We start from the raw sequence: 22,322 nt of genomic DNA on the forward strand, positions 1-22,322 counted from the left end.
TCTTTTTTCCTTTTCATGTTTAGCCGCGTTCAGGACGCAGTGCTTTTTCTAAAATAGCCAGCCCTTCATTGACTTTTTCTTTTTCCTCGTCATTGAGCCGTTGCAGGGAATTTTTAATTTTTTCGTGTCCTTTTTGATAAATACTTCTGAAAATATTTTTCGCTTCCTCTGTCAGTTCTACGACAATGATTCGCCGGTCACGCTCAGAATGCTTTCGCTCGACAAAGTTAGACTGTTCTAAACGGTCAAGCAAGCCTGTCATATTGGACAAAGAAGCCCCCATTTTTTCAGCAATTTCGGATACTTTAAGAGAGCCATGGTTATTGAGCAGCATGAGTACCTTCATTTGAGGCATACTCATATCGAGCTTCATCCATTCTGACACATCTCCAAGACCTGCAGCTGTGAGTACTTTCATATAAAGCACCCATGTCTTTTTTTCCTCTGGAGATAGAATCTCTTCTTTTAATACAGTGGTGTCATGAATATTGTATTCCACGCTTGTTCACTTCCTTTAAGCGGCTCTTTTCTCTATATTACTGATTTTTACTTCTAATTGAAAGGTTTGACGAGCTTTTGAATGTTAAACTGCATGAATTAAGTGGTATTTGTTGTATAATAATGGTCAGTCGAAATAAATGAAGCAACTTAGAAAGTTGGGAAAAACATGTGGAACAAAAAAACGGGTATGACGATCTTAAAAATGCTTTTTCCGATCGTGATTATCCTTGTCTTAATTTTTGTCGCCAAGAAGGAACTGAGCGGCCTTTCCATTAAAAAAACGTTTTATATCATTGACAGCTTGAATCGAATGGACTTGTTTATTCTTGTTTTTCTTGGACTTGTCGCAGTATTATCGATGTCCTTATATGATTTTATTTTACGAAAAAGCCTGAATATGCCCATCAGCGGCTGGAAAACGATTCGCATTTCTTGGATTGCGAACTCCTTTAACAGTGTCCTTGGGTTTGGCGGTCTATCAGGAGCAGGGCTTAGAACACTTCTATACAAGGAGTACATAACCGATACGAAAAAACTGCTCAAAGGCATTGCCCTTTTGACTTCCTCGGTCCTTTTGGGCTTATCTATTTTCAGCGATCTGATCCTGGTGAGGGTGCTTCCTGTTGAAAGTATTATCAGCCAAGAGCCGTGGTTATGGGCCTTTGTGATCATCTTTGCCTGTATTGTGCCTATTTACATCATTATGGCATCCGTACGAAAAAGCTCGATTGAGAGCGGTGAAAGCGGACTGAAGCATCCGATTTACGCTTATATCGGAGCATCGTTTTTAGAATGGCTGGCAGCTGGTCTCGTCATGTACATGGCTGTCGTCTCTATGGGGATGAATGTCGATGTACGGATTGTATTAGGCGTATTTGCGATTGCGTCAATCGGCGGTTTAATCAGTATGGTTCCGGGCGGATTTGGTTCGTTTGACCTCATCTTTTTACTGAGCATGCAGTACATTGGGTTTGATAAAGAGATGGTGCTGACGGCGCTCGTTTTGTACCGCTTCGTGTACTCGATCTTCCCGTTTATCCTTGGGCTTTGTCTAGCTGCTTACGATTTAACGGGAACGACGCTTAGACGTCTTGAAGGCAATCCGAGAATGGCACCTGCCGTAGAAACAACAAACGTCTTAATTGTGTTGCACCGTGCTTTATTAATCCGTTTATTGTACGGATCAGTATCAATTTTAACTTTCGGAAGCGGCTTGCTCATCATGGCGTCTGTTGTGCTTCCTGTCGATCGATTAGGCGTGATTACGAGCATTCCACGCTTTCTATTATCAGGATTTAATGGTCTTTCTTTAATGTTCGGCATCATCCTGATGATTTTGTCCATTGAAGTGTATAAACGAACGAAAAGATCCTATGTGCTGACGATGATCGCCCTAGCAGGCGGCTTTGTGTTTACTTTGTTAAAAGGATTTAACCTGAGTCTCATCTTTATTCTGCCAGTCATCATGGTTGTATTTTTCTCTCTTCGAAATCAATTTGTGAAGCAGCAGGCCCCTTATTCCTTGTATCAGTTTGTGGCGGCTGCGGCTGGTTATTTACTCGTGCTGTTTAACTATAATGTCATCGGCAACTTTATTTGGACAAAAATTGGACATTTCTTGAGTAGGGATTACCTGGTGCATAATGAACGGCATATCACAATGACAAGCATGATTGCGCTCATCGGTGTACCGCTTTTTTTCTTCATTAGCAGATTGATTTTTAATAAAAGAGCATTTCCGATTGGAGAAATAGCAGATGAGGAAAAATTAAAAACGTTTTTAGAGGAAAAGGGTGGAAATGCCCTCAGTCATCTTGGCTTTTTAGGCGATAAAAAATTATTTTTCTCAAGTGATGGAGAGGCGATGCTTCAATTTGGGCGCATTGGCCGCTGCGTCATTGTGCTTGGAGATCCATCTGGACGTAAATCATCCTATCCACTTGTACTTGAAGAGTTTCTACAGCAGACAGAAAAAGCAGGCTATCGCGTTGCTTTTTATCAAGTAGAACGGGAAGGGATGGCGCTCTACCATGACTTAGGCTTTCATTTCTTTAAGCTTGGAGAAGAAGCCATGGTCGATTTAGAAACGTTCTCTCTTTCCGGTAAGAAAAAATCAAATTTACGGGCTGTGGCCAATAAGTTTGAACGAGAAGGCTATACGTTTGAAATGCTGGAACCGCCTTTTTCAGGTGAGCTTATCTCAACTTTAAAACGGATTTCTGACAGCTGGCTCGGAAAGAAAAATGAAAAAGGGTTTTCGCTCGGCTATTTTCAAGAAGATTATCTTCAAAAAGCACCGATTGCGATTCTGAAGGATGAACAAGGGGAGATCATTTCTTTTGTATCACTAATGCCGATGTATCAAGAAGGGGAGATTTCCATCGACCTAATGCGTCATATGCACGATGCACCGAACGGGATGATGGATGCGCTGTTTATCCACCTTTTTCAATGGGCGAAAGAAAAAGGCTACAAATCCTTTAACATGGGAATGGCGCCTTTATCAAATGTAGGAACATTTCATCAATCTTTCCTCACGGAGCGTTTGGCGAGTGTTATTTTCAACAACGTCAGATTTATGTACAGCTTCAGCGGATTACGGTCGTTTAAACAGAAATATAAACCTGAATGGCGCGGGAAATATTTAGCGTATAAAAAGAATACATCATTACCTGTCACAATGGTGCTTGTCACCAAGCTGATTGGGATGGACCCAAATCGCAACCGGCGTCCATAGATCAAAAACCTTAACCTTTACCTTTCATTAGGTGAAGGTTTTTTTAGACAAAAGAATAGCAAAAGTGGTAAAGTTGAAGAGTAAGGGGGATGTAAATATGACATTAAATGAATGGTTTAAAAAGGGATTAACTGAACGTACATATGTACACAACATGGAGAAAAACCGAGAAAATCTACTCACGGTGTACAACCAGTACGCAATTCATCAAAAAGAAAAAGAGCTGCTTCAAAAGCTGCAAAAGAAAAAGCTCAGAGCGCTTGTCATCACAGCGGATTGGTGCGGAGATGCGATGGTCAATGTACCAATTTTCATGCGTATTGCAAGTGAAGCACTCATTGATGCGCGCTATTTCATTCGGGACGAGCATCTAGATCTGATGGATCAGTATTTAACGAACGGGACCGCAAGATCGATTCCGATTATCGTGATCATTGATCAGGATGGGAATGAAGTAGGTAAATGGGGACCACGTTCAACAGAAGCACAGCGATTTGTTGATGAGAAAAAACCCGACAAGGATGCCCCTGATTTTGAGGAAGCTTTTCAAGTATTTGCGAAAGAAGCCGCACATCACTATACGACAGATCGTTACTTATGGAAAGATATTGAGAAAGAAATAGTAGAAGTTTTGGAAAAAATATAAACCAAAAGACTACTTCGCCGCAACGGGAAGTAGTCTTTTTTTATCTTGTTTTTGCGTCTCACCTACAAAACACCGCATAAAGATGTAGAAAAACCGCAGAATTCTACAAAAAACCGCAGAAAACCGCAACGCATCACGATTTTCCCAACCATTTTTAGTTGAAAAACCTCATATGTGCCATGAAAACCTTAATTTTGCCCTTATCTAAAGGCTCATATAACGCACGTTGGTTTGCTTTTTCCCAATACAAGAGGCCCAGCAACTATAGTAATCTAGTTGTAATCTCCTTTGAACGAACTAAAAAACAAATGACGGAAAAGGGCTGGCGATCAATCTATGAAAAAAATCATTTATCTCGATCAAGAAAAAAAGAAGCTCGCTGAATCGAAAAAAAGAGAACAGCGTTCCATCAAATCACTTAGGCTGCTTGTGTTTTATGACGGGCAAAGTCCTTCATGTGCAAAAGCGATGGACTTGTTGAAAGCTCTCGATTGGAAGAACCGTATTCATTTTGAATCCTTTAGACACTCGCAGCTGCTCAAACTGAACAAAATAAGTGAAGAAAAGGCAGAAAAGCGAATCGTGTCAATTTCCTTAGCCAAAAACCAAAAAAACTCAGGGATCTATACATGGCTGAAAATTGCTTGCAATATCCCTGCATTATGGGGAACGATCCCATTCATCGTGCTCAGCATTTGGTTAGGTTTTGGTCAGCATGCGTACGATTACTTTGCGAGAAAACGGTATGTTCATTCAGTCAAACAAGTCACCCGTCCTGATACAGATCAACAGAAGACCATTTAATGAATAGGAAAAGCATGACCTTCGATCGGCAGAAGGTCATGCTTTTTTGTAATAGGGGACATATGATGCAAGATGATGGAGCAGCGTTCTCGTGTAGGACATAAACGCATGTTCGTCAAGCTCAGAAGCCGCATAGGAAAGCAAGGTTCTAAGAGCAAACAAGTACTCACTGTGCAGCTCATTTTGTTTAAAGTAAGGAAGGGCTGCTTCGATCAAATAGGTTTTCAAATCAAGAGGGTTTTCCTCAATCATTAATTTATAGATTTTGATCATATATAAACAGTTTGGCTGAATACGAGGCTGTTTTAACAGCTCATGTATGTAGGGAAGTGCCTTTTTGCGGTCATATTCAGCATATAATGTTGCAATTTCATACAGTGTTTCACAGTAACGGTCTTCTATCTGTTCTTGATTAAAGTAATTGAGTGAATCTAGTAAATAAGGCACAGCTGAAGAGAAATCGCCTTCACGTTTTAAGAGCACACCGTAATAAAAATAAGCGGTCATTTTAATATAGGCATCAGGATAAAGGGACGTGTGCAAAATTACTTCTTTTAAATATTTCTTCGCTGTTTGAAAGGCTTTTAGTTCCAGTGAGATCACGCCATGAATGAGTGTGCAGTGAATGATCCGCTTGAAATTGTTCTTTTGTCTATATAAATCCATGGCTTGATGGGTTGCTTCAAGCGCATCGCCAAGAAGTCCCATGTTTCCAAGTGCTTTTGCATAGTGATAATAGAGGTCACTTTGTTCAACAGACGCGTAAGAAAAGCAACTCTCAAGTTTCTTTATGCCTTCTTCAAGCTGACCATTTTTAATGAGATGAATGCCATCTAGATATTCAAATATTTCTTTTTCCGTTTCAATAAAGGTTTTTTCAAACTTTTTAAGCACGCGGTGTGTTTTTAAGGCAAGCGGCTGCTTGTCCGATAATAAATAAAATTGAAATAAGGACAAATGATACTGAATGCCTAAATCTAGCGAAAAGAACTGTTCCTCGTGCTGAATGATCATTTCTGCATTTTGTTCAGCTTGATCGAGTGCATAGAAATACATATTCATTTGAAACTCATCCAAGAGTGACAGCAGATGACGCGCCTTTTGTGACAGCGTTTCTTGACTGATGCCAAGTCGTTCAAGCAGTAGATTGATCGTATCTTGATTGGCCTCCTTTGAGCCATTTTCGATTTTACTTAAATGAGAGACAGAGCAAATTCCTTCTGCCAATTCAGATTGGGTCATATTTTGTTTATAACGGTAGAGCTTAATGATTTGCCCGATATTGATTTTCATTCCATCCAGAAGCCTCCCTTCCAATCATGGGTTGAAAGCCTTTTGACAAAATAACCGAATCAGACAAAATGGGAATATACCTGAAATCATTTCATCATATTGGCTTTTTTATCAAAATTTGTTTAAAACGTAATATGATTGTAACATTACTTGAAAAACTCAAACAACTTTTTAGCAGACGGGATGGGAAACACCATTTGCAACTGCTCGAAATGATGTTTATAATGTGAATGAGAATCAATTTCAATTAAGATTGATTGAAAGGATGACACATATGCCAGAAATCAAACAACAAACAGAAGCGTTAACGGTACGAGACGCTGTCAGATATAGACGATCCATTCGAAAATTTAAAGAAACGCCGGTGGCCATTGAGCAGCTTCAGCCGTTATTAGAGGATGCGGTCTATGCACCGAATCATAAAATTACGGAGCCTTGGCGCTTTCTATATGCGGTGACGGATGAAGCGAAAGCGACATTTATTGATCGCTTCATTGCGTTCTTCAAGCGCAACAATCCAGATGCAAAGGAAGAAAAGATCAATCAATATAGAGATTACTTTTCAAAAGTCCCAGCCCTTTTACTTGTAGTGTTAAAGGAAGACGAGAATCCAGTCGTGAGAAATGATGATTTTGCCGCTGTGAGCGCACTCATTCAAAACTTCCAGCTGCTTGCTTGGGATCAAGGAATCGGTATGGTCTGGAAGAGCGGCCGCATCTTATACGACAAAGGCTTTCAACAGGACATGGGTCTAAAGGAAAACGAGCGGTTTGCTGCCATCCTTCATATTGGTTATCCAGAAGAGGTGCCTGAGGAAAAATCACGTCAGAAAGCATCAAGTCTTCTTACTGAAATCAAATAAAAGAAAAGCAGACCGCTGAATAAGGTCTGCTTTTTGACTTATTGTTTTTTGGCGCGCTGGTCGGCTGCTTTCATACGTGCCATTGCTTTTACGTCATTCGGATCTGCAAGTTCTTTGGAAAATTCAACATATTCGCCATCCGACTCTTGTGCTGCAAGCTCGTGGTTGGTTTTTTGGTGTTGGTCTTTTTTCAAAACCTTTCCCTCCTTTACAAGATCACTTTAGTTATGTGCTTGTTGGAGTGGAATATCCATCTTATTTGTTTCTTTTTTCTGCTGCTCTTTCCGCTTTTTTGAATTCCTGCTGATACAGGACTTCCTGGGTTTTCTTCAGCTTTGAAGTTGGCTGGTGTTCTTTTTTCTTCATCAAAATCGCCCCCTCATCTCATTTCTATTAGGATGGGTGTTTTTGACAAAAATTATTCCTCTGAATGTAAAATCGCTTCTTTTAATTCAGGATGCAAAAAGTCATAAGAAGAAAGCAAAGCCTTTTTCGGCAGCGCACGCTGTCCTTCTAAAACAAGTAATGACATTTCGCCAAGTGCCGTTTGAATGACAAAGGACGGGACCTTTAGCCAGTGGGGGCGGTGAAGGGTAGACGCAATCGTTTGTCCGAGCTGCTTCATTTGAACAGGATTCGGTGATGTGACATTGAGTGGACCTGAGATGTCGTCATTGTGTATTGCATAAGCCATGAGATGTGCCACGTCTTCGACATGAACCCATGAAACCCATTGCGAGCCGGAGCCAATCGTTCCGCCGGCAAATAGTTTATATGGCAGTGTCATCAGTGGCAGTGTACCTTTTTCTCCTAATACGACGCCAAAGCGTGTGTAGACCGTACGAATGCCGAGTGCTTCAATTTTTTGCCCCTCAGCTTCCCAACGCTTTGATGTATGACTTAAGAAATCAGTATCCGCAGAAGGTGATTCCTCTGTAAAATCTCCTGTTAGAGACGTGCCATAAATTCCGACAGCACTTGCTTGAATGAGCACAGATGGTTTCGATTCCTGCGCTTCTATAATGCGTCTCACTTCTTGTGTGGATTGAATACGGCTAGAGAGGATGCCTTCTTTTGCCTTGTCTGTCCAGCGGGTGAAAATGGATTTTCCAGCAAGGTTAATCCAGACATCAATCGCAGGCAATTCATGCTCAGGCGCAGCACCTTCTGTCAGCCACTGCACATAGTGTAAATGATTTTGTTCGGATTCCTTTGGATTTCTTGTTAAAATATATAGATGATGTCCTTCAGCAGCCAGCACTTTAGTGACGTGCTGGCCGATAAAACCGGTTCCTCCGGTGATGGCGATATTCAATTGACATCTCTCCTCTCATATACATACTTATATCTTTCACGATTTTGAATCAGAAGAAACATCCTGACTGTTTTAAAAAAGGAGTGATCACAGGATGCCCTATATTACAAAAATCTCCGCTCAGAAAAACAATACAGAGCGGGTGAACATCTTTCTTGATGAAAAGTACGCCTTTAGCGTTGATCTAGATGTGCTCGTCCAGCACGATTTGAAAAAAGGGAAAGAGCTGGACGAAGCAGATGTCATCGACATTCAATTCGGTGATGCTGTGAAAAAAGGATTTCAACAGGCCGTCGATTATTTATCCTACCGAATGAGATCGGTGAAAGAAGTAACCGATTATTTGACGAAAAAAGAAATCCCGGCACCTGCTATTAGTGAAATTATACACAAATTAAAGCATTACAAGTATGTAAATGATCTTGAATTTGCGGAAGCCTATGTAAGCACCCACCGTAAAACGAACAGCAAAGGGCCGTCCGTCCTGAAAAAAGAGCTAAAGCTCAAAGGAATAGATGATGACAACATTGAACAAGCACTATCGCAATATCCTGATGACTTACAGCTGGAGGAAGCTGTGAAGCAGGTTCAGAAGCTTGTGAGAAAAGAAAAAAATCGTTCCGCAAAAGAGATCGAGCAGCGCATCAAGCTGCAGCTGCAGCGAAAGGGATTTGCGTTTGGGATCATTGATAAAGCCCTTCAAGAAGCCTATGATGGACAAGAAGAGGAAAAGGAAGAAGAAGCCCTCCTCTATATGCTGGAGAAGGCAAAACGCAAGGTAGGATATGACGGGTCATTTGAAAAAAAGATGAAGGTGAAGCAATTTTTATTCAGAAAAGGCTTTGATCTCGACACAATTGATCACGTTTTAGACAAAGGGGAATGACAGATGGACAAACGTTATAGTGAGATGACGGAATACGAATTGAAGCAGGAGATTGCCTCTCTTTCTGAAAAAGCACGAAAGGCTGAGCAGCTTGGCATTGTGAATGAATATGCCGTCTTAGAACGGAAAATCGATATGGCCAAAGCCTACTTATTAGATCCAGCCTTGATTCAAACGAAAACGACTTATCAAATCAAAGATACAGACGAAGAGTTTTACGTGGAATATTTAAATGGTGTATTTGCGTGGGGACACAGAGTATCAGCTCCAAATAAAGAAGATGCACTGCCAATTTCAATGCTTACGAAAAAGGACTGATCCAGCGTGTAGGCAAACCATCGCATTCGGCGCTAGTCCTGCGTGCTGGTGCTCACGAATGTCAAATTCGCTCCAGTACTCGTCCTTCCTAGGGCTGCAAAGGTTTTCTATCACGCTGAAAAGAAGACAAAGGACTGATCCTAGAGATCAGTCCTTTTCTTTACTTCGAACGTTGTTTACGGACGTTGTTCTGAAGTACGATGTCGTGCTGCGTTTGCTGCGTTTCTCCGTTGACCTGAGAGGCAGAATGCTTTGCATTCGCCCATGGTTGAGGGTAAGCGGTTGTCCTTAATTGAACAAAGTCTTCCATATACGATTTCCCATTTGAACTCATATCTCAAGCACTCCCTTTGGAAAAATTAGCGTTTTCCTGATGCCCTCATACGTTCCTGCGGACGTGTATTCGTCTCACCATTCGGCCTTTTAGACGCATAAGCATCTGTGGCGCCTGGCTCGCCTTCAAATTTGTGATTCACTTGATTTGGAAAACCTTTTGCTTTATTACGCATATCGATTCCCTCCAAACAATACAAATCATTTGCGTCTTTTGAAGACGTAAGGGTAGTATATGAAAAAAGAGGTTTTTTTAAAAAGGCACTTTCTGCTAGATGAAGGAGGAACCGACATGGAACAATACTTTGAGCGACTAACAGAACAACTCATGGAAAAAAACAATATGCTGACATATGACGAAGCACGTACATGGGTAGAGCTGCTTTGGAGTGATTTTGAAACAACCTATGCAAAGGCTGGCTACAAGTATAAAGGACAGGAAACAACTGAACGGATTGTCCAAGAGTGGATTGAGAGCTACGGTGCGCAGCTGCATTTATTCCAAAATAAACAATCGAAGGCAAACGAGCATCTACAAGGGCAGAATAAAGGGCTGCTTCATTAAAAAAAGTGCCCCTCATCTTTTTCAAGAAATAGGAAAATATATAAATGAGTAAACAATTTTAAGAGACAATACCCAGTCTGTGATCGAAATTACAGGCTTTTTACAATGGTTAAACTTAAAATTACATTAAATTCATCTTACTGAAAATCACTGGAAATAAAACTCTGATATAATAGAACGATTAAAGAGACATGTAATTTATGGATAATAAAAAAGGGTTTCGTTTCCTGACAAAAAAGGAATAATGAACATATCAGACTATGTGAAAAAAGTGAAGAGAAGGTGCGATATGGAACGAGAATTGCTCTCTGTTATAATTCCTTCTTACAATGAAGGTGAAAACATCAGACGAATCTTTGAGGCACTCGAGGAAGAGTTTCGCGATTTTCATTATGACTTTGAAATCATTTTTGTGAATGATGGAAGCAAAGATAATACACTTCAATACATGAGAGAGCTCTCTCGCAAAAGTGCAAAGGTCAAATACATTTCCTTCTCACGTAACTTTGGGAAGGAAGCCGCTATACTTGCAGGACTTGAATATGCGAAGGGAGTAGCTGCGATCATCATGGACGCCGACCTGCAGCACCCAACGTATTTGATTCAGGACTTCGTCAGAGGATATGAAGAAGGCTACCATCAAGTCATTGCCAAACGGAACCGTAAAGGAGACAGCAAGCTTCGCTCTTACTTATCATCCATGTACTATAAAGTGATGAACAAGGTAGTCGAAGTGGACTTGCGTGATGGCGTCGGAGATTTCCGTTTGATTTCGCGCCAAGCAATCGATGCATTGCTTCAGCTAAAAGAAGGAAATCGTTTTTCAAAAGGGCTTTTTTGCTGGATTGGGTTTGAAGAAAAGGTCATCTATTATGAAAATGTAGAAAGACAGCATGGTGATACAAAATGGTCATTAAAGAAGTTGTTTAACTACGGCATAGATGGCGTCATTTCTTTTAACAACCGCCCGCTGCGTATTTGTTTTTATACTGGCATACTGATCTTATTCCTCTCTTTGATTTACATCGTGGCCACCTTTATTCAAATCGTCAGAACGGGCGTGATGGTACCTGGTTATTTCACTTTAATATCGGCTGTGCTTTTCCTCGGAGGTGTCCAGCTTTTGAGTCTAGGTGTGATTGGAGAATATATTGGCCGCATTTATTATGAAACGAAAAAGAGGCCACATTATTTGATCCAAGAATCAAATGTCATGCAACAAGAGACAAGCTCAAAGGAACAAGACCGAGTGTTAACACAGTTATTTAAATAACGTGGAGTCAAATAACCGGCAAGCACGAATCGCTTGCTGGGTTGTTTTGTTTCAAAGAACAATGGATCTTTTGTGGAAAGGATTTAGATGATGAAACGTAGATGGATAATCATTGGAATGTGCCTCATTCTTGCATTATTAGGCCACTCCTTTTTCTTATATGAATATACGCAAGGCCGGTACATGACAGGAGATGGGGATGGCATCTCGCAAATGCTCCCATTTAAAAAGCTGCTTTACGACGAATATGTCAAAGGGAATTTCTTTTATTCCTATCAATTCGGTCTAGGCGGCGGTACATACACGCAATTAGGGTATTATTTCACAACGTCGACGGTCTTTATGGTGACAGTCGCTGTCGTCTGGCTGATGAATGCGCTTCACCTCATACAATCAACGGACATTCATTTCTGGGCAAATGCTGTGATTTGGCTGAGCGTGATTAAGCTGACGCTCATTCTATTCATTGCTTACCGTGTGCTTCTCTCAATGGTTCAAAATAGACTGGGTGCCCTGACAGGTGCCGCAATTTATGGACTATCTATTGTGTATTTCCGGCATCAAACGTTTTGGGAATTTTTCACCGACAGCATGATGTGGCTTCCGCTGCTTGTACTTGGGGTTGAACGGATATTCAAAACGGGTAAGCCGGCTTGGTTTATTTTGGCGTGCAGCCTGATGCTCATCAACAACTTTTACTTTGCTTATATTCACTTTATCTTTTTAGCGATATATCTTGTCTTCAGATATATGATCAAGCTACGAAGTGAGGAGCGCGGGTGGAAAGTGTTCTGGACGCTTGCGATCTCTACGCTGTTATCCTTTGGGATCAGTGCCGCCTTTTTTATCCCGTCTGTTTATGGCTTTCTTAACAATATAAGACCGCCGTATGAACAGGCCATTCCTTGGTTCGAGCTGCATGATCATCTGCTGTTTACGAGCAGGGTGTATTTATTACCTGTGATTTTTCTGATTTGTCTGTTTCTCGTACCGCTTTACCGGAACAGATGGTTTTTCATGTTCACCTCCATCAGTATGTTGCTCATTGTTTTTCACTTTAGCCCAAAGATGGCGAGTGTGTTTAATGGTTTTTCAGCACCGCAGTACAGGTTTGAATACATTCTTGCCTTTACAGTTGGAGCGGTCGTTGCCATCACGATCAAGCATTTCTCACAAATCGAGTGGAAGTGGAAAAAGCGTGCGGTCTTAGGTGCTTGGATTGTATTCCTTCTCGCTATCGTCCTTTCAGAACGAGCAAAGGGAAACATGGATGTCGTTGTGTTTACAGGCATAGGATTGTTTGTGATTAGCTTGTTCTTCCTATGGATGCATGCGGAAAAACGCCAGCACCTTCGTCTCTTTTCAGCTGTGCTTATTGCCATTAGCCTACTGACAGCAGGCGTGTATCAGCAGGGATACTTATCTGAAAGAAGCAATATTAAGAGCGTATCAGATACGTATCTGAATAGTGAGGCATATGCTGGCCATGAACAAATGAAGCTGATCCAGCAAATTCAAAGCCGCTCAAAAGATCCGCTCGCCCGGATTGATTGGATGAATGGCGTGCGAAACAATACCCCATTATTTGAAGGCTTTCAAGGCATGAGTGTGTATTCAAGTATATTGAATCAGCATTTGCTCAATTTCTATTGGAATGACCTGCAAATCGATATGGGACGGGAAAGTGTCAGCCGGTATGCAACAATGGGGGACAGGGCGAATTTATACAGCCTGACCTACGGAAAGTATTATATGAGAGACAACACGATGTCTTACTCACCGCCAGCTTATTTTAAGCCAATCTTGAAAAGTGAGCATTATGAGGTATATGAAAATACGCGGTCACTGCCATTTGCAAGAACAACGAGCACCGTTTATTCAGAACAATCCTTAAAGGATGCCTCAGCACTTGATAAAGAGCATGCGATGCTGCAAGGCGTCATTTTAGACAAAAAAGGAAACGCTGAAATCGAGCGCGCAGCAGATCGAGTCAAAGATACGAATATTCATACGGAACAAGCTGTATACGAACATGGCGTGCTTGATGTATACGGAGAAATGGGCGGTCTGAATATCACACTGCCAGATGACATCGCTCGCGTGGGGGATGTGTATGTGAGCTTTTATGTGAAGCGCACCGACCGTAACGAAGGATTTCAGTTATCCGTTGACGACTATGTCACATCACGAAAAAGCAATACATCCATCTACAAAACAGGTGTCAATGAAGTGACGATTCGGGTCCCAGCGGAAAAGATCCTCTCCATTCGAGTACCAAAAGGGACATACGAGCTCAATCAACTGAAGCTGTATCAAGAACCTTACCGCGTCCTAGAGAAAGCATATGAAAAAGAAAAACAGGATGATGGCAGCCAGCAAGTAAAGCTTAAAAACAACCGCTTTTCGATTTCATATGATAACAAGCGCAGTGATGACTACATGATTCTGCCTGTTCCATATGAAAAAGGCTGGGAGCTCACGGTGAACGGACACAAAACCGATATTGAAAAAGCCAACTACACTTTTATTGGCTTTCCAATAGAAAAAGGGAAAAACGAGATTGTGCTAACCTACTATCCGCCTTATATCAGAATTCTTGCATTGATTTCACTCGTCAGTTTGATTGGTGCGATCCTATATGCACGGAGAAAACACAAGAAACACCACTTTTCATCATAAGTGGTGTTTTTTATTTTTCATCTCATACGTATGTTTCTTCATCCCATTCAATATTGTATTCGTTCATTTTTTTATCAATATCATTCTGAATACCCATGTGCTGAAATAGCGCATTCAATTCTTCTGTCCTCTTTCTTCGATCCTTTTCATAATAATAGAACGCATCTCGATAATCATGATCTCTTAGCATCTTTGCTATGACCATGGCATCTTCTAGACTATACGATGCTCCTTGACCAACAAAAGGATTTGCTGTATGTACAGCATCACCTATAAGAACAACTCGTCCTTTTGACCACACAGGAAGATCCTTTATTTCATAGATACTTCTTGGAAAGAACATGTCTGTATGATCGATGATGTCAGAAAGGTGTTTAGGAATGTTCCAATGTTCCATTTGTTTATATAATAACTGTCTGATGGTTTCTTTATTGGCTTTCTCAAAATGTTTTGTAGGTAACTTCTCAGGACACTGAGAGAAAGCTTGCCATAAAATATTCATTTTATTTGTTGGATGCGCTTTTCCAAAAATGAATTGAAAGTTTCCGTCATTGTAAAAATAACTTGTTGCCTCATCCAATACAAAATCCTTCACAAACGATACTCCTTGAAGTCCCCAAAAACCGCTATAGTCTAATTTAGCATTAAACGCAACAGCCTCTCTTGTTTTCGAAAAAGTTCCATCTGCTCCTATTACAATATCACCTGTTATCTCAGTTTCATCTTCAAAAAGAACCTGAACGGAATGAGGCTGCTGTTTGATCGAGGTTAACTTTTTGTTGTATTTCACTTCTATTCCTTGACGGTGAACTTCTTTTAAAAGTGATTTGATGATTTGGTCTCTCATGACGTTCAGTAAAGGGGCATCATAATATTTTTCACTATAATTGTGAAAGATCGCTTCTACTTCATTTTCACTGTTTATTTGCTGGATCTTCTTTATCACTGTTGCATTTGCTATCACTTCATTTTTACACCCGATTTCATCCAAAATCTTTACCCCATTCGGAGACAGTAAAAAACCTGCTCCTGTTTCTAATTCTTCATCTGACCTGCTTTCATAAATCGTACTTTCCATTCCAGCCTTTTTTAAAAATAAAGAAGTAGCCAATCCTGCTACACCACTGCCGATAATGATCACATTTTGAGATTTCATTATTTCCCCTCCTCTTTTATAAACAGACCAGTCGGTTTATTTTAGTGCAAAAAAATAAGCTTTTTCATATAGGACAGCGTATCACAATTCCCCCTTTTCATTTGGTAATTAAAGTATATGATAATATGTTATAAATGATTTCGCAAGAATGAAACTAACCAATTTCTAATCAACTTCTTTTAAAAACATGAAGGGGATAACAAAACATGAACAAAGACACCGTGATAAAACACTACGAACACACCCTTGAATGGGTACTGTCACTAGCGGATGTAACAGACGAAGAATGGCGCCGCGCCATTGCTGATGGGAAGTGGAGTATTGCTGAGATCATCGCACATTTTGTTCCGTGGGATGAATTTATTTTACACGATCGCCTAAAGGAATTTTGGAAAGATCGGGCGTTATGTAAGGCACCTGATGTGCATGAAATGAACCGGCAGTCAGCCGAAAGGGCAAGACACGAAAAGAGAAGCGAGACGATCGGGCGATTTATTGCTGTCAGAACAGAATTGCTTCAAGAAATGAAGAAAATCGAAGCATCTCGCTGGACTACAACCTTTTTGATCGGTCAAACCGAGCTGACGTTATCAAGTTATTTTCAAGGTTTAATTAAGCATGATCTTCATCATATGGAGCAGGTCAAACAAGCGCTCTCTACAGAAAGACGATAGCGCCTCACGAAGCTTCCTTATCAAATGGAAACGTCGCATAATCAAACAAAAAATGAAATAGCCAAAGACTAAGCGAAAAGAGAATTTCTTCAGAAGTAGACAGTAAAATGCCGTCAACCAATTCGTCTGATAAATAGACAGCACCCCAAATAAACAAAAGGTGAAATAAGATGGCATAGAAAACGATGGATCGTTTTTTGGACCGGCATTTTCGAACAAACCGCATGAGCACGTGTTCCAGATGTTCAAAAGAGATCCCGAGTACAACATAGATGCCCATAAACAGTAGCAGCGATAAAATCGATTGATAAAAAGCACCCGTCAAATGAAAGAACAGCACACAAAACAACAAAAATATGTAACAGACAGCCGACGCCGCCATGAGCCATTTCAGCCCTTGCCAAAAAGCGTGAACAGATTGCTGCATGGGTAAACAACACTCCTTTTCATGAAGATACCTGCAAAAAGGACAGCCTTTTTGCAGGAAGGTTGAATTAATCCTCTTTTTTAGGTGCAGCGATGACAGGGTGTTTTTCAGTGTCAAGCAATTTCAAGAAGTCTTCGCCTTGATCTAAATGATCAAGAACAAGCTGTTTCGGTGTGACCGCAAGCCACTGATTGAGCGAGATATCTGCATAATGGTCGCTCTTGAAGATTTCTAAGAAATAAAGCGGTTCGTCGCCTGTATTTTCTACATAATGCCCCATCGCAAATGGCACATAGCCAACGTCTCCCGCCTGATAGTTAAAGGTTCTCGCATGTCCATCAGAAGCAAATACCGTCATTCGTGCCTTTCCAGATATGAAATATTGCCATTCATCCGTATTTGGATGCCAATGCAGCTCACGAATGGCACCTGGATCAACTTTCACAAGAGCAGAGGCAATCGTTTTAGAAGCTTTGAAATTGGTAGAATCCGCAATCCACACTTGTCCACCGCTTGACGTAATCGGCTCTTGTTTTAACAGCTCATATTTAAAGGAATTCGGGACTTCCCCTTGCTCTGTTTTCACCTTGTCACACTCAAGTGAACCAGGAATTCCTTTTTGGAAAATATACTTCTCTTTCTCTGGCAGTTTCTCAAATTGCTCCTTTGTCATTCCAAAGTTTTGGAGCACAACTTCCTCCGGCGTATGGGCAAGCCAATCAGTCACTTGGAACGTACTATTTTCAGAGAAGGAACCATCATCAAACACAAGCAAGAATTCAGCTCCCGGTTCAAGTGCTTGAATAGAATGCGGCAAGCCTGAAGGGAAGTACCACAAATCACCCTCTGTCACATCCTCTGTAAAATTGCGCCCCTCTGCATCAACCGATGTAATTCGGGCTTCCCCATAAATCATGTACGCCCATTCCGCTTCCTTATGCCAGTGCAGCTCGCGAATCGCACCAGGCTTTAGCCGCATGTTCACAGAGGCAAGACTTTTAGAAATTGGCAGTTCACGCACCGTTACCTCGCGGGCATAGCCGCCTTTTTCTAAACGGTTGTGCGTATCAGAAAAAGAATATTTCATGTTGGGAACCGTTCCATGATCGGTTTCTGGTGGCGTGAGCATATCTGGGTTTTGTCTGTCTCGCTCGAGATTACGTGGAATTTTGACCGTTGCTCCTTTTTCTCCTCGAATCGGCTGTGGTACCCCATTTTGCTTTTCACTCATGATAAAATCCCCTTTCAACATCGTATGGTGTGAGGTGACAAAAGGCCTTTCATTTCGCCCTCGTTTTCATAAGGTGAAACCAATCAAGCAGATGTCAATCTGATTCATCATTTTTTTGAGCAGCGACTAATCGTTGGATGAGCTTGCTTAATTCATCAAACTTTCGTTCAAAGCGTGTCAGCAAATAAACCGTCAAAATGGCAGGAAAGCCAGCCTGACCGAGCTGTTTCAGCCATTCCTCCGAAAAAAAGGTCTCCATTTGTCTCACCTCCCAGCGGATGCTCGTCTTCTTTATAAGTGGTATGAAAGAAGAAATAGGAAATCAAAGGGGGAGAAAATGAACCATTAGACCCGTTTCACAAAGTTTACTTTTTTTAACTTTTGTCCACTTAATGCAAGTAGAGAGAACAAAGGGGAGGATGCACATGGATTATCGGCTGTTATTGAAAGCAAAATGGAATGAAATCGTTGATCACCCGCTCATTCAGCAATTTTTAAGCAACCCTAAAAACCAGCAGCTGCTTAGGCAAGTCATGGAAGAGCCAAATGAAGAAAATGCGAAAAAACTAGATTCCGAATTCAAGCAGTTTTATCAAAAAATCCGCATCATCAAGTATATTTCCACAATGATCCGCATCTTTTCAGTCGACTTTGATAAACGAGTCAAAAAAAAGCAGCAGCGTTTTCCGCTCATACTCGATCATCCTGATACGCAAGAAGTGAAAGATCCTGTTCAAACAGATACGTATGAAGCTGTGCTCTTCAACCAGCAAGACTTAGGGGAGCACCTGCAAGACAAAACAATGTACAAGGCCTACCAGCAACTCACAGACAAACAAAAGATGGTCTTAACCCATATTTATGTTGAAGGTCAAACTATGAAAGAAATAGCCGATCGGCTGGGCGAAACGAGACAAAACATCTCAAACATCCACAAAAAAGCGCTCAACAAACTAAAAGAAGAAACAGGGGGAGATGTCCGTGAACGAAGAAAAAATGACCAATGGACAAATGGAAGAACTCATTGAAACCTTCACACCCATGATCAAAAAGAAACTACAAAACACGGCATATCAAGAAAGAGAAGACCTCGAACAAGAACTCTATATCAAACTCATCGAAAAAGTAGACCGGCTGATTTACCAAGAGGGACCTGGCTTTTGGGAGTTTATTGTGGAATATATGACGAAGTTGTAAGAGAAGTTGATGGTGCGAATGTGAGGTGAACATAAAATCCCCGTGGCATTCGCACCTTTTTATTCGACAAAAATGAGAAAAAATGTATATTTTATGAAGGGGAAAACAAAATTCTTTATTGAAAGTTGTGGATTTTGCCTATCATTTCCTAAAAAATGTTACAATTAGGGCAGAAATCGCAGTCGCACTCTACATGAGTGCGTGGATTGAAATTGGATCAATCGCTTTACCGTTTTTCTCAATCTGGTCGCACTCTACATGAGTGCGTGGATTGAAATGTTAGCAACTTTACTATTAGTATCAACGTTGTTGCCGTCGCACTCTACATGAGTGCGTGGATTGAAATCATCCGATCTACTGATGTAGGTGGAAAAGCGTTTTGTCGCACTCTACATGAGTGCGTGGATTGAAATATTGAGGATCATGGTGATGAATACGGAATAGAAGTCGCACTCTACATGAGTGCGTGGATTGAAATTCCTATTCTTGTGCCTGTCAAATATGCGAATGTAGTCGCACTCTACATGAGTGCGTGGATTGAAATGCCGGCTCCATAAACTCATATGAATCAATGTCCTTGTCGTACTCTACAAGAGTGCGTGGATTGAAATATTGACGCTTTACTTTCATATAGGCTGTCATAGTCGTCGTACTCTACAAGAGTGCATGGATTGGGCAGCATCATAGACCAAGTAACCCCCGGACTGGCTCAGTAGTCCATATTTTTAAATAAATTCAAAGCTGTTGATGAAACAGTGAAATAAGTATGTTTTCAAGAGCAATAGTTTTTATTTAAATAGAATTAAGAAATATTCGGTGCGAATGTGAGGTGAACATAAAATTCCCGAGACATTCGCACCTTTTTATTCGACAAAAATGAGAAAAAATGTATATCTGATGAAGGAGAAAACAAAATCCTATATTGAAATTTGTGGATTTCGACTATTATTTCCTAAAAAATGTTACAATTTGGGCGGAGATCGCAGTCGCACTCTACAAGAGTGCGTGGATTGAAATTACCCATTTTTCCAACATGGAATACTGCAGTAACAGTCGCACTCTACATGAGTGTGTGAATTGAAATGCTTCGCTCACTCCTCTTCAGTCGTCACTTGAGCATCGCACTCTATATGAATGAGTGCGTGAATTTAAATAATGATTGTTTGACCATGCTCAGGTGCTTCTATGTGTCGCACTTTACATGAGTGTATGGATTGAGGTAGATTGAAAAAAATGTTGACATTAGTCATGTTTTTAAATGAATTCAAAGCTGTTGATGAAATAACGAAATAACTACCTTTAAGCAATAGTTTTTAATTAAATAGGATTAAGAAAAATTTGGTGCGGATGTGAGGTGAACATAAAATCCCCGGGACATTCGCACCTTTTCATTCGACAAAAATGAGAAAAAATGTATATTTTATGAAGGGGAAAACAAAATCTTATATTAAAATTTGTGGATTTTTACTATAATTTCCTAAAAATGTTATAATTAGGGCGGAAATCGTGGTCGCACTCTATATGGGTGCGTGGATTGAAATTTGTTCCTTCAAAAATCTTTCTAACAATGAAACCGTCGCACTCTATATGAATGCGTGGATTGAAATTCTGTGGTGTTGGGTATTTTTTGTAGTGTTCTTCGGTCGCACTCTACATGAGTGCTTAGCCATTCTTGATTTTAGGTAAGAGAAAACATAGTTAAAGTTAAAGCATGTATGTTTGATCGGAAATAATTAGTGTAGTAACTATACTGATTAAAATTTACTTTTCCTCAAAGATTGGGAGAAGAGTAGTCATTTTAGTTAATAAAGTCAATGAATTAAAAACTTGGTGCGAATGTGAGGTGAACATAAAATCCCCGAGGCATTCGCACCTTTTTATTCGACAAAAATGAGAAAAAATGTATATTTTATGAAGGGGAAATCAAAATTCTATATCGAAATTTGAGGATTTTGCCTATCATTCCCTAAAAAATGTTACAATTAGGGCGGAAATCGCAGTCGCACTCTATATGAGTGCGTGGATTGAAATTATTATGGCAGTTGCAAGTGCGGAGGATAAAGATGTCGCACTCTATATGAGTGCGTGGATTGAAATAATAGAATATGAGGAAATGCCCTCAATTCATTATGTCGCACTCTACATGAGTGCGTGGATTGAAATCACAATTCAAGGTTTACTTGAGCGTTTTTATCTGGTCGCACTCTACCTGAGTGCGTGGATTGAAATTCACGTTGTAAATAAGTTTATGTATTGTACTCGCTGTCGCACTCTACCTGAGTGCGCGATTTTAAATGATTGTGTCTTAAACGGGTATGCCACCTAAAAGACCATCTTCTTACAACATCCTCTTTCAGATACAAAAGCCATCAAAATATACTGTTCATTTGTATAGTGAAAACATGACTTTTTGCAGTCATGTTTTTTTCTTCTTTTTTTTCCTAAATAAACCTTAAAAAATCTCAAAATAAGTCGAAATGAAAAGTAGTTATTTAGATTCAAATTTTATCCATTCGTAATGAATGATGAAGGAGGAATTGGTTTGGGTGAAACGGAGCGAACCGGTAAAGTTGAGCAGCTGATCTTAGAGAATTATCAAAGATTAAACAGCATGATATCAGAAGAAGTGGACTTTGCTTCTAACCATGGCGGACTGACAGGGGATTCTAGAGAAGTGATGTGGCTGGAGCTTTTTCGGAAAATCATTCCTAAAAAATATTCATTAGCACAAGGTGTCATCATTATTGACTCAGATGGAAATCATTCTAACGAAGTCGATATTGCCGTATTTGATGAGCAGTATACGCCATATGTGTTCCAACACAATTCGTTGAAGTTTATACCGATTGAGGCGGTTGCGGTTGCTATAGAATGTAAAAGTTCAAATTTCGATGTTGATAATTTAAAAGTTTGGTCTGACAATATAAAAAAATTAGTACCGAAAACAAAAGGAATAGCTAGGATGGCCGCCCAAGGGGTTGTCATGGTTGAAAATGATACACAGAAACGAACACGTCCTATTTTAATTTTAGCAAGTAATTTAAAAAGGCAAACAGCAAACTCATCTTCAGGGATGTTTGAAAAATTAGACAAAGCATTTGACTTTATACTTATGAAACAAAAGAGTGTATTTCATTTAAGAGCTCCTAATGAAGGTGAACACCTAGGATGGTGGGCTAATGAATTAAATTGTTATGATCCAGAAAGATCTAAGGAACAAGAGGATGAAGAAAAGAAAGAAAATAATGAAGATGATAGTAAAGACAAAGTGATTTCGAACAAACTCAGTGAATTACGTATTGATCACAATGAGCTGTTAACGCTAAACTTCCAATTAAATCAATTGCTGATGCTCATTAACAATCCCATGTTTTTCCCTCACTATGCATATGCCAAGCTGTTTCAGAAACAGATACCAAAGTGAA

The 22,322-nt window shown here is 40.3% G+C and carries 25 protein-coding genes and 1 CRISPR repeat array; of the genes, 14 read left to right on the forward strand and 11 right to left on the reverse strand.

Going from position 1 to position 22,322, the window contains the following annotated elements; translation table 11 throughout:
• Positions 1 to 19 precede the first annotated feature (19 nt).
• The gene (locus MKY18_RS04130; protein WP_008341672.1) at positions 20 to 499 is read right to left on the reverse strand and encodes a MarR family transcriptional regulator; all 480 of its coding nucleotides are present in this window, start codon (positions 497 to 499) and stop codon (positions 20 to 22) included.
• Between the two features lie 168 nt (positions 500 to 667).
• On the opposite strand from MKY18_RS04130, the gene mprF reads away from it, so the two are divergent.
• The 3 genes from mprF to MKY18_RS04145 all read left to right on the forward strand — a co-directional run bounded on the left by mprF (position 668) and on the right by MKY18_RS04145 (position 4,688).
• The gene (gene mprF, locus MKY18_RS04135) at positions 668 to 3,238 is read left to right on the forward strand and encodes a bifunctional lysylphosphatidylglycerol flippase/synthetase MprF (RefSeq protein WP_044139697.1); all 2,571 of its coding nucleotides are present in this window, start codon (positions 668 to 670) and stop codon (positions 3,236 to 3,238) included.
• Between the two features lie 97 nt (positions 3,239 to 3,335).
• Entirely contained in the window at positions 3,336 to 3,884 is a 549-nt protein-coding gene (locus tag MKY18_RS04140; RefSeq protein ID WP_003217810.1) for a thioredoxin family protein, read from the forward strand.
• A gap of 336 nt (positions 3,885 to 4,220) precedes the next feature.
• The gene (locus MKY18_RS04145; protein ID WP_003217856.1) at positions 4,221 to 4,688 is read left to right on the forward strand and encodes a DUF393 domain-containing protein; all 468 of its coding nucleotides are present in this window, start codon (positions 4,221 to 4,223) and stop codon (positions 4,686 to 4,688) included.
• Between the two features lie 36 nt (positions 4,689 to 4,724).
• Here MKY18_RS04145 and MKY18_RS04150 read toward each other — a convergent pair whose 3' ends face one another.
• Complete coding sequence (locus MKY18_RS04150) at positions 4,725 to 5,981, reverse strand: transcriptional regulator (RefSeq protein WP_065097460.1); 1,257 nt, start codon at positions 5,979 to 5,981, stop codon at positions 4,725 to 4,727.
• Positions 5,982 to 6,255: 274 nt separating this feature from the next.
• Between MKY18_RS04150 and MKY18_RS04155 the strand changes: the two genes are divergently transcribed.
• Positions 6,256 to 6,843, forward strand: coding sequence for a nitroreductase (locus tag MKY18_RS04155; protein WP_185108759.1), 588 nt, complete (start codon positions 6,256 to 6,258; stop codon positions 6,841 to 6,843).
• Positions 6,844 to 6,881: 38 nt separating this feature from the next.
• Here the strand turns inward: MKY18_RS04155 and MKY18_RS04160 are convergent, their stop codons facing one another.
• From MKY18_RS04160 to MKY18_RS04170, 3 genes are all read right to left on the reverse strand, one after another.
• A complete protein-coding gene (locus MKY18_RS04160; protein WP_012009317.1) occupies positions 6,882 to 7,037 on the reverse strand; it encodes a YfhD family protein in 156 nt (51 codons plus the stop codon).
• Positions 7,038 to 7,098: 61 nt separating this feature from the next.
• The gene (locus MKY18_RS04165; protein ID WP_017358836.1) at positions 7,099 to 7,209 is read right to left on the reverse strand and encodes a YfhE family protein; all 111 of its coding nucleotides are present in this window, start codon (positions 7,207 to 7,209) and stop codon (positions 7,099 to 7,101) included.
• Positions 7,210 to 7,261: 52 nt separating this feature from the next.
• Positions 7,262 to 8,158, reverse strand: coding sequence for a TIGR01777 family oxidoreductase (locus tag MKY18_RS04170; RefSeq protein ID WP_342497746.1), 897 nt, complete (start codon positions 8,156 to 8,158; stop codon positions 7,262 to 7,264).
• 94 nt (positions 8,159 to 8,252) lie between these two features.
• Here MKY18_RS04170 and recX point away from each other — a divergent pair, with 94 nt between their 5' ends.
• Positions 8,253 to 9,044, forward strand: a complete 792-nt coding sequence (recX, locus tag MKY18_RS04175) for a recombination regulator RecX (protein WP_185108445.1) — start codon at positions 8,253 to 8,255, stop codon at positions 9,042 to 9,044.
• 3 nt (positions 9,045 to 9,047) lie between these two features.
• Complete coding sequence (locus MKY18_RS04180) at positions 9,048 to 9,362, forward strand: YfhH family protein (RefSeq protein WP_106033150.1); 315 nt, start codon at positions 9,048 to 9,050, stop codon at positions 9,360 to 9,362.
• Positions 9,363 to 9,522: 160 nt separating this feature from the next.
• Here the strand turns inward: MKY18_RS04180 and MKY18_RS04185 are convergent, their stop codons facing one another.
• Positions 9,523 to 9,696 (reverse strand): YpzG family protein, encoded by a 174-nt coding sequence (locus MKY18_RS04185; RefSeq protein WP_003217811.1) that lies wholly within the window; start codon positions 9,694 to 9,696, stop codon positions 9,523 to 9,525.
• Positions 9,697 to 9,721: 25 nt separating this feature from the next.
• The gene (locus MKY18_RS04190; protein ID WP_003217849.1) at positions 9,722 to 9,871 is read right to left on the reverse strand and encodes a small, acid-soluble spore protein K; all 150 of its coding nucleotides are present in this window, start codon (positions 9,869 to 9,871) and stop codon (positions 9,722 to 9,724) included.
• A gap of 116 nt (positions 9,872 to 9,987) precedes the next feature.
• On the opposite strand from MKY18_RS04190, the gene MKY18_RS04195 reads away from it, so the two are divergent.
• The 3 genes from MKY18_RS04195 to MKY18_RS04205 all read left to right on the forward strand — a co-directional run bounded on the left by MKY18_RS04195 (position 9,988) and on the right by MKY18_RS04205 (position 14,212).
• The gene (locus MKY18_RS04195; RefSeq protein ID WP_044139690.1) at positions 9,988 to 10,260 is read left to right on the forward strand and encodes a YfhJ family protein; all 273 of its coding nucleotides are present in this window, start codon (positions 9,988 to 9,990) and stop codon (positions 10,258 to 10,260) included.
• Between the two features lie 289 nt (positions 10,261 to 10,549).
• Positions 10,550 to 11,533: a glycosyltransferase family 2 protein gene (locus MKY18_RS04200; protein WP_003217835.1), complete on the forward strand. Its 984-nt coding sequence runs from the start codon at positions 10,550 to 10,552 to the stop codon at positions 11,531 to 11,533.
• 87 nt (positions 11,534 to 11,620) lie between these two features.
• Positions 11,621 to 14,212, forward strand: a complete 2,592-nt coding sequence (locus tag MKY18_RS04205; RefSeq protein ID WP_265209148.1) for a YfhO family protein — start codon at positions 11,621 to 11,623, stop codon at positions 14,210 to 14,212.
• Between the two features lie 22 nt (positions 14,213 to 14,234).
• Here the strand turns inward: MKY18_RS04205 and MKY18_RS04210 are convergent, their stop codons facing one another.
• Entirely contained in the window at positions 14,235 to 15,368 is a 1,134-nt protein-coding gene (locus tag MKY18_RS04210; protein ID WP_283924250.1) for an NAD(P)/FAD-dependent oxidoreductase, read from the reverse strand.
• Positions 15,369 to 15,574: 206 nt separating this feature from the next.
• On the opposite strand from MKY18_RS04210, the gene MKY18_RS04215 reads away from it, so the two are divergent.
• Positions 15,575 to 16,042, forward strand: a complete 468-nt coding sequence (locus tag MKY18_RS04215) for a DinB family protein (protein ID WP_106030249.1) — start codon at positions 15,575 to 15,577, stop codon at positions 16,040 to 16,042.
• Between the two features lie 4 nt (positions 16,043 to 16,046).
• Here the strand turns inward: MKY18_RS04215 and MKY18_RS04220 are convergent, their stop codons facing one another.
• The 3 genes from MKY18_RS04220 to MKY18_RS04230 form a co-directional block, all read right to left on the reverse strand.
• On the reverse strand, positions 16,047 to 16,469 hold the full coding sequence (locus tag MKY18_RS04220) for a regulatory YrvL family protein (protein ID WP_106036214.1): 423 nt from the start codon (positions 16,467 to 16,469) through the stop codon (positions 16,047 to 16,049).
• A gap of 67 nt (positions 16,470 to 16,536) precedes the next feature.
• Positions 16,537 to 17,700 carry an oxalate decarboxylase family bicupin gene (locus MKY18_RS04225; RefSeq protein WP_034664992.1) on the reverse strand — a complete coding sequence of 388 codons (1,164 nt, stop codon included), beginning with the start codon at positions 17,698 to 17,700 and terminating at the stop codon, positions 16,537 to 16,539.
• Between the two features lie 94 nt (positions 17,701 to 17,794).
• Entirely contained in the window at positions 17,795 to 17,959 is a 165-nt protein-coding gene (locus MKY18_RS04230) for a YvrJ family protein (protein WP_073204399.1), read from the reverse strand.
• Between the two features lie 166 nt (positions 17,960 to 18,125).
• Here MKY18_RS04230 and MKY18_RS04235 point away from each other — a divergent pair, with 166 nt between their 5' ends.
• The 4 genes from MKY18_RS04235 (at position 18,126) to MKY18_RS04250 (ending at position 22,321) form a co-directional block, all read left to right on the forward strand.
• Positions 18,126 to 18,728: a sigma-70 family RNA polymerase sigma factor gene (locus tag MKY18_RS04235; protein WP_268455033.1), complete on the forward strand. Its 603-nt coding sequence runs from the start codon at positions 18,126 to 18,128 to the stop codon at positions 18,726 to 18,728.
• Complete coding sequence (gene rsoA / locus MKY18_RS04240) at positions 18,676 to 18,897, forward strand: sigma-O factor regulator RsoA (RefSeq protein WP_268455031.1); 222 nt, start codon at positions 18,676 to 18,678, stop codon at positions 18,895 to 18,897. The genes MKY18_RS04235 and rsoA overlap by 53 nt, the downstream gene beginning before the upstream one ends.
• A gap of 181 nt (positions 18,898 to 19,078) precedes the next feature.
• A CRISPR array of direct repeats spans positions 19,079 to 19,575; the repeat unit is 32 nt; unit sequence GTCGCACTCTACATGAGTGCGTGGATTGAAAT.
• A gap of 1,357 nt (positions 19,576 to 20,932) precedes the next feature.
• Positions 20,933 to 21,223 (forward strand): dipeptidyl aminopeptidase, encoded by a 291-nt coding sequence (locus MKY18_RS04245; protein WP_342497747.1) that lies wholly within the window; start codon positions 20,933 to 20,935, stop codon positions 21,221 to 21,223.
• A gap of 216 nt (positions 21,224 to 21,439) precedes the next feature.
• On the forward strand, positions 21,440 to 22,321 hold the full coding sequence (locus tag MKY18_RS04250; protein WP_065097451.1) for a DUF6602 domain-containing protein: 882 nt from the start codon (positions 21,440 to 21,442) through the stop codon (positions 22,319 to 22,321).
• The last annotated feature ends 1 nt before the right edge of the window (position 22,322 follow it).

Source organism: Bacillus sp. FSL R7-0672 (genome assembly GCF_038601465.1).
GTDB lineage: Bacteria > Bacillota > Bacilli > Bacillales > Bacillaceae > Bacillus > Bacillus pumilus.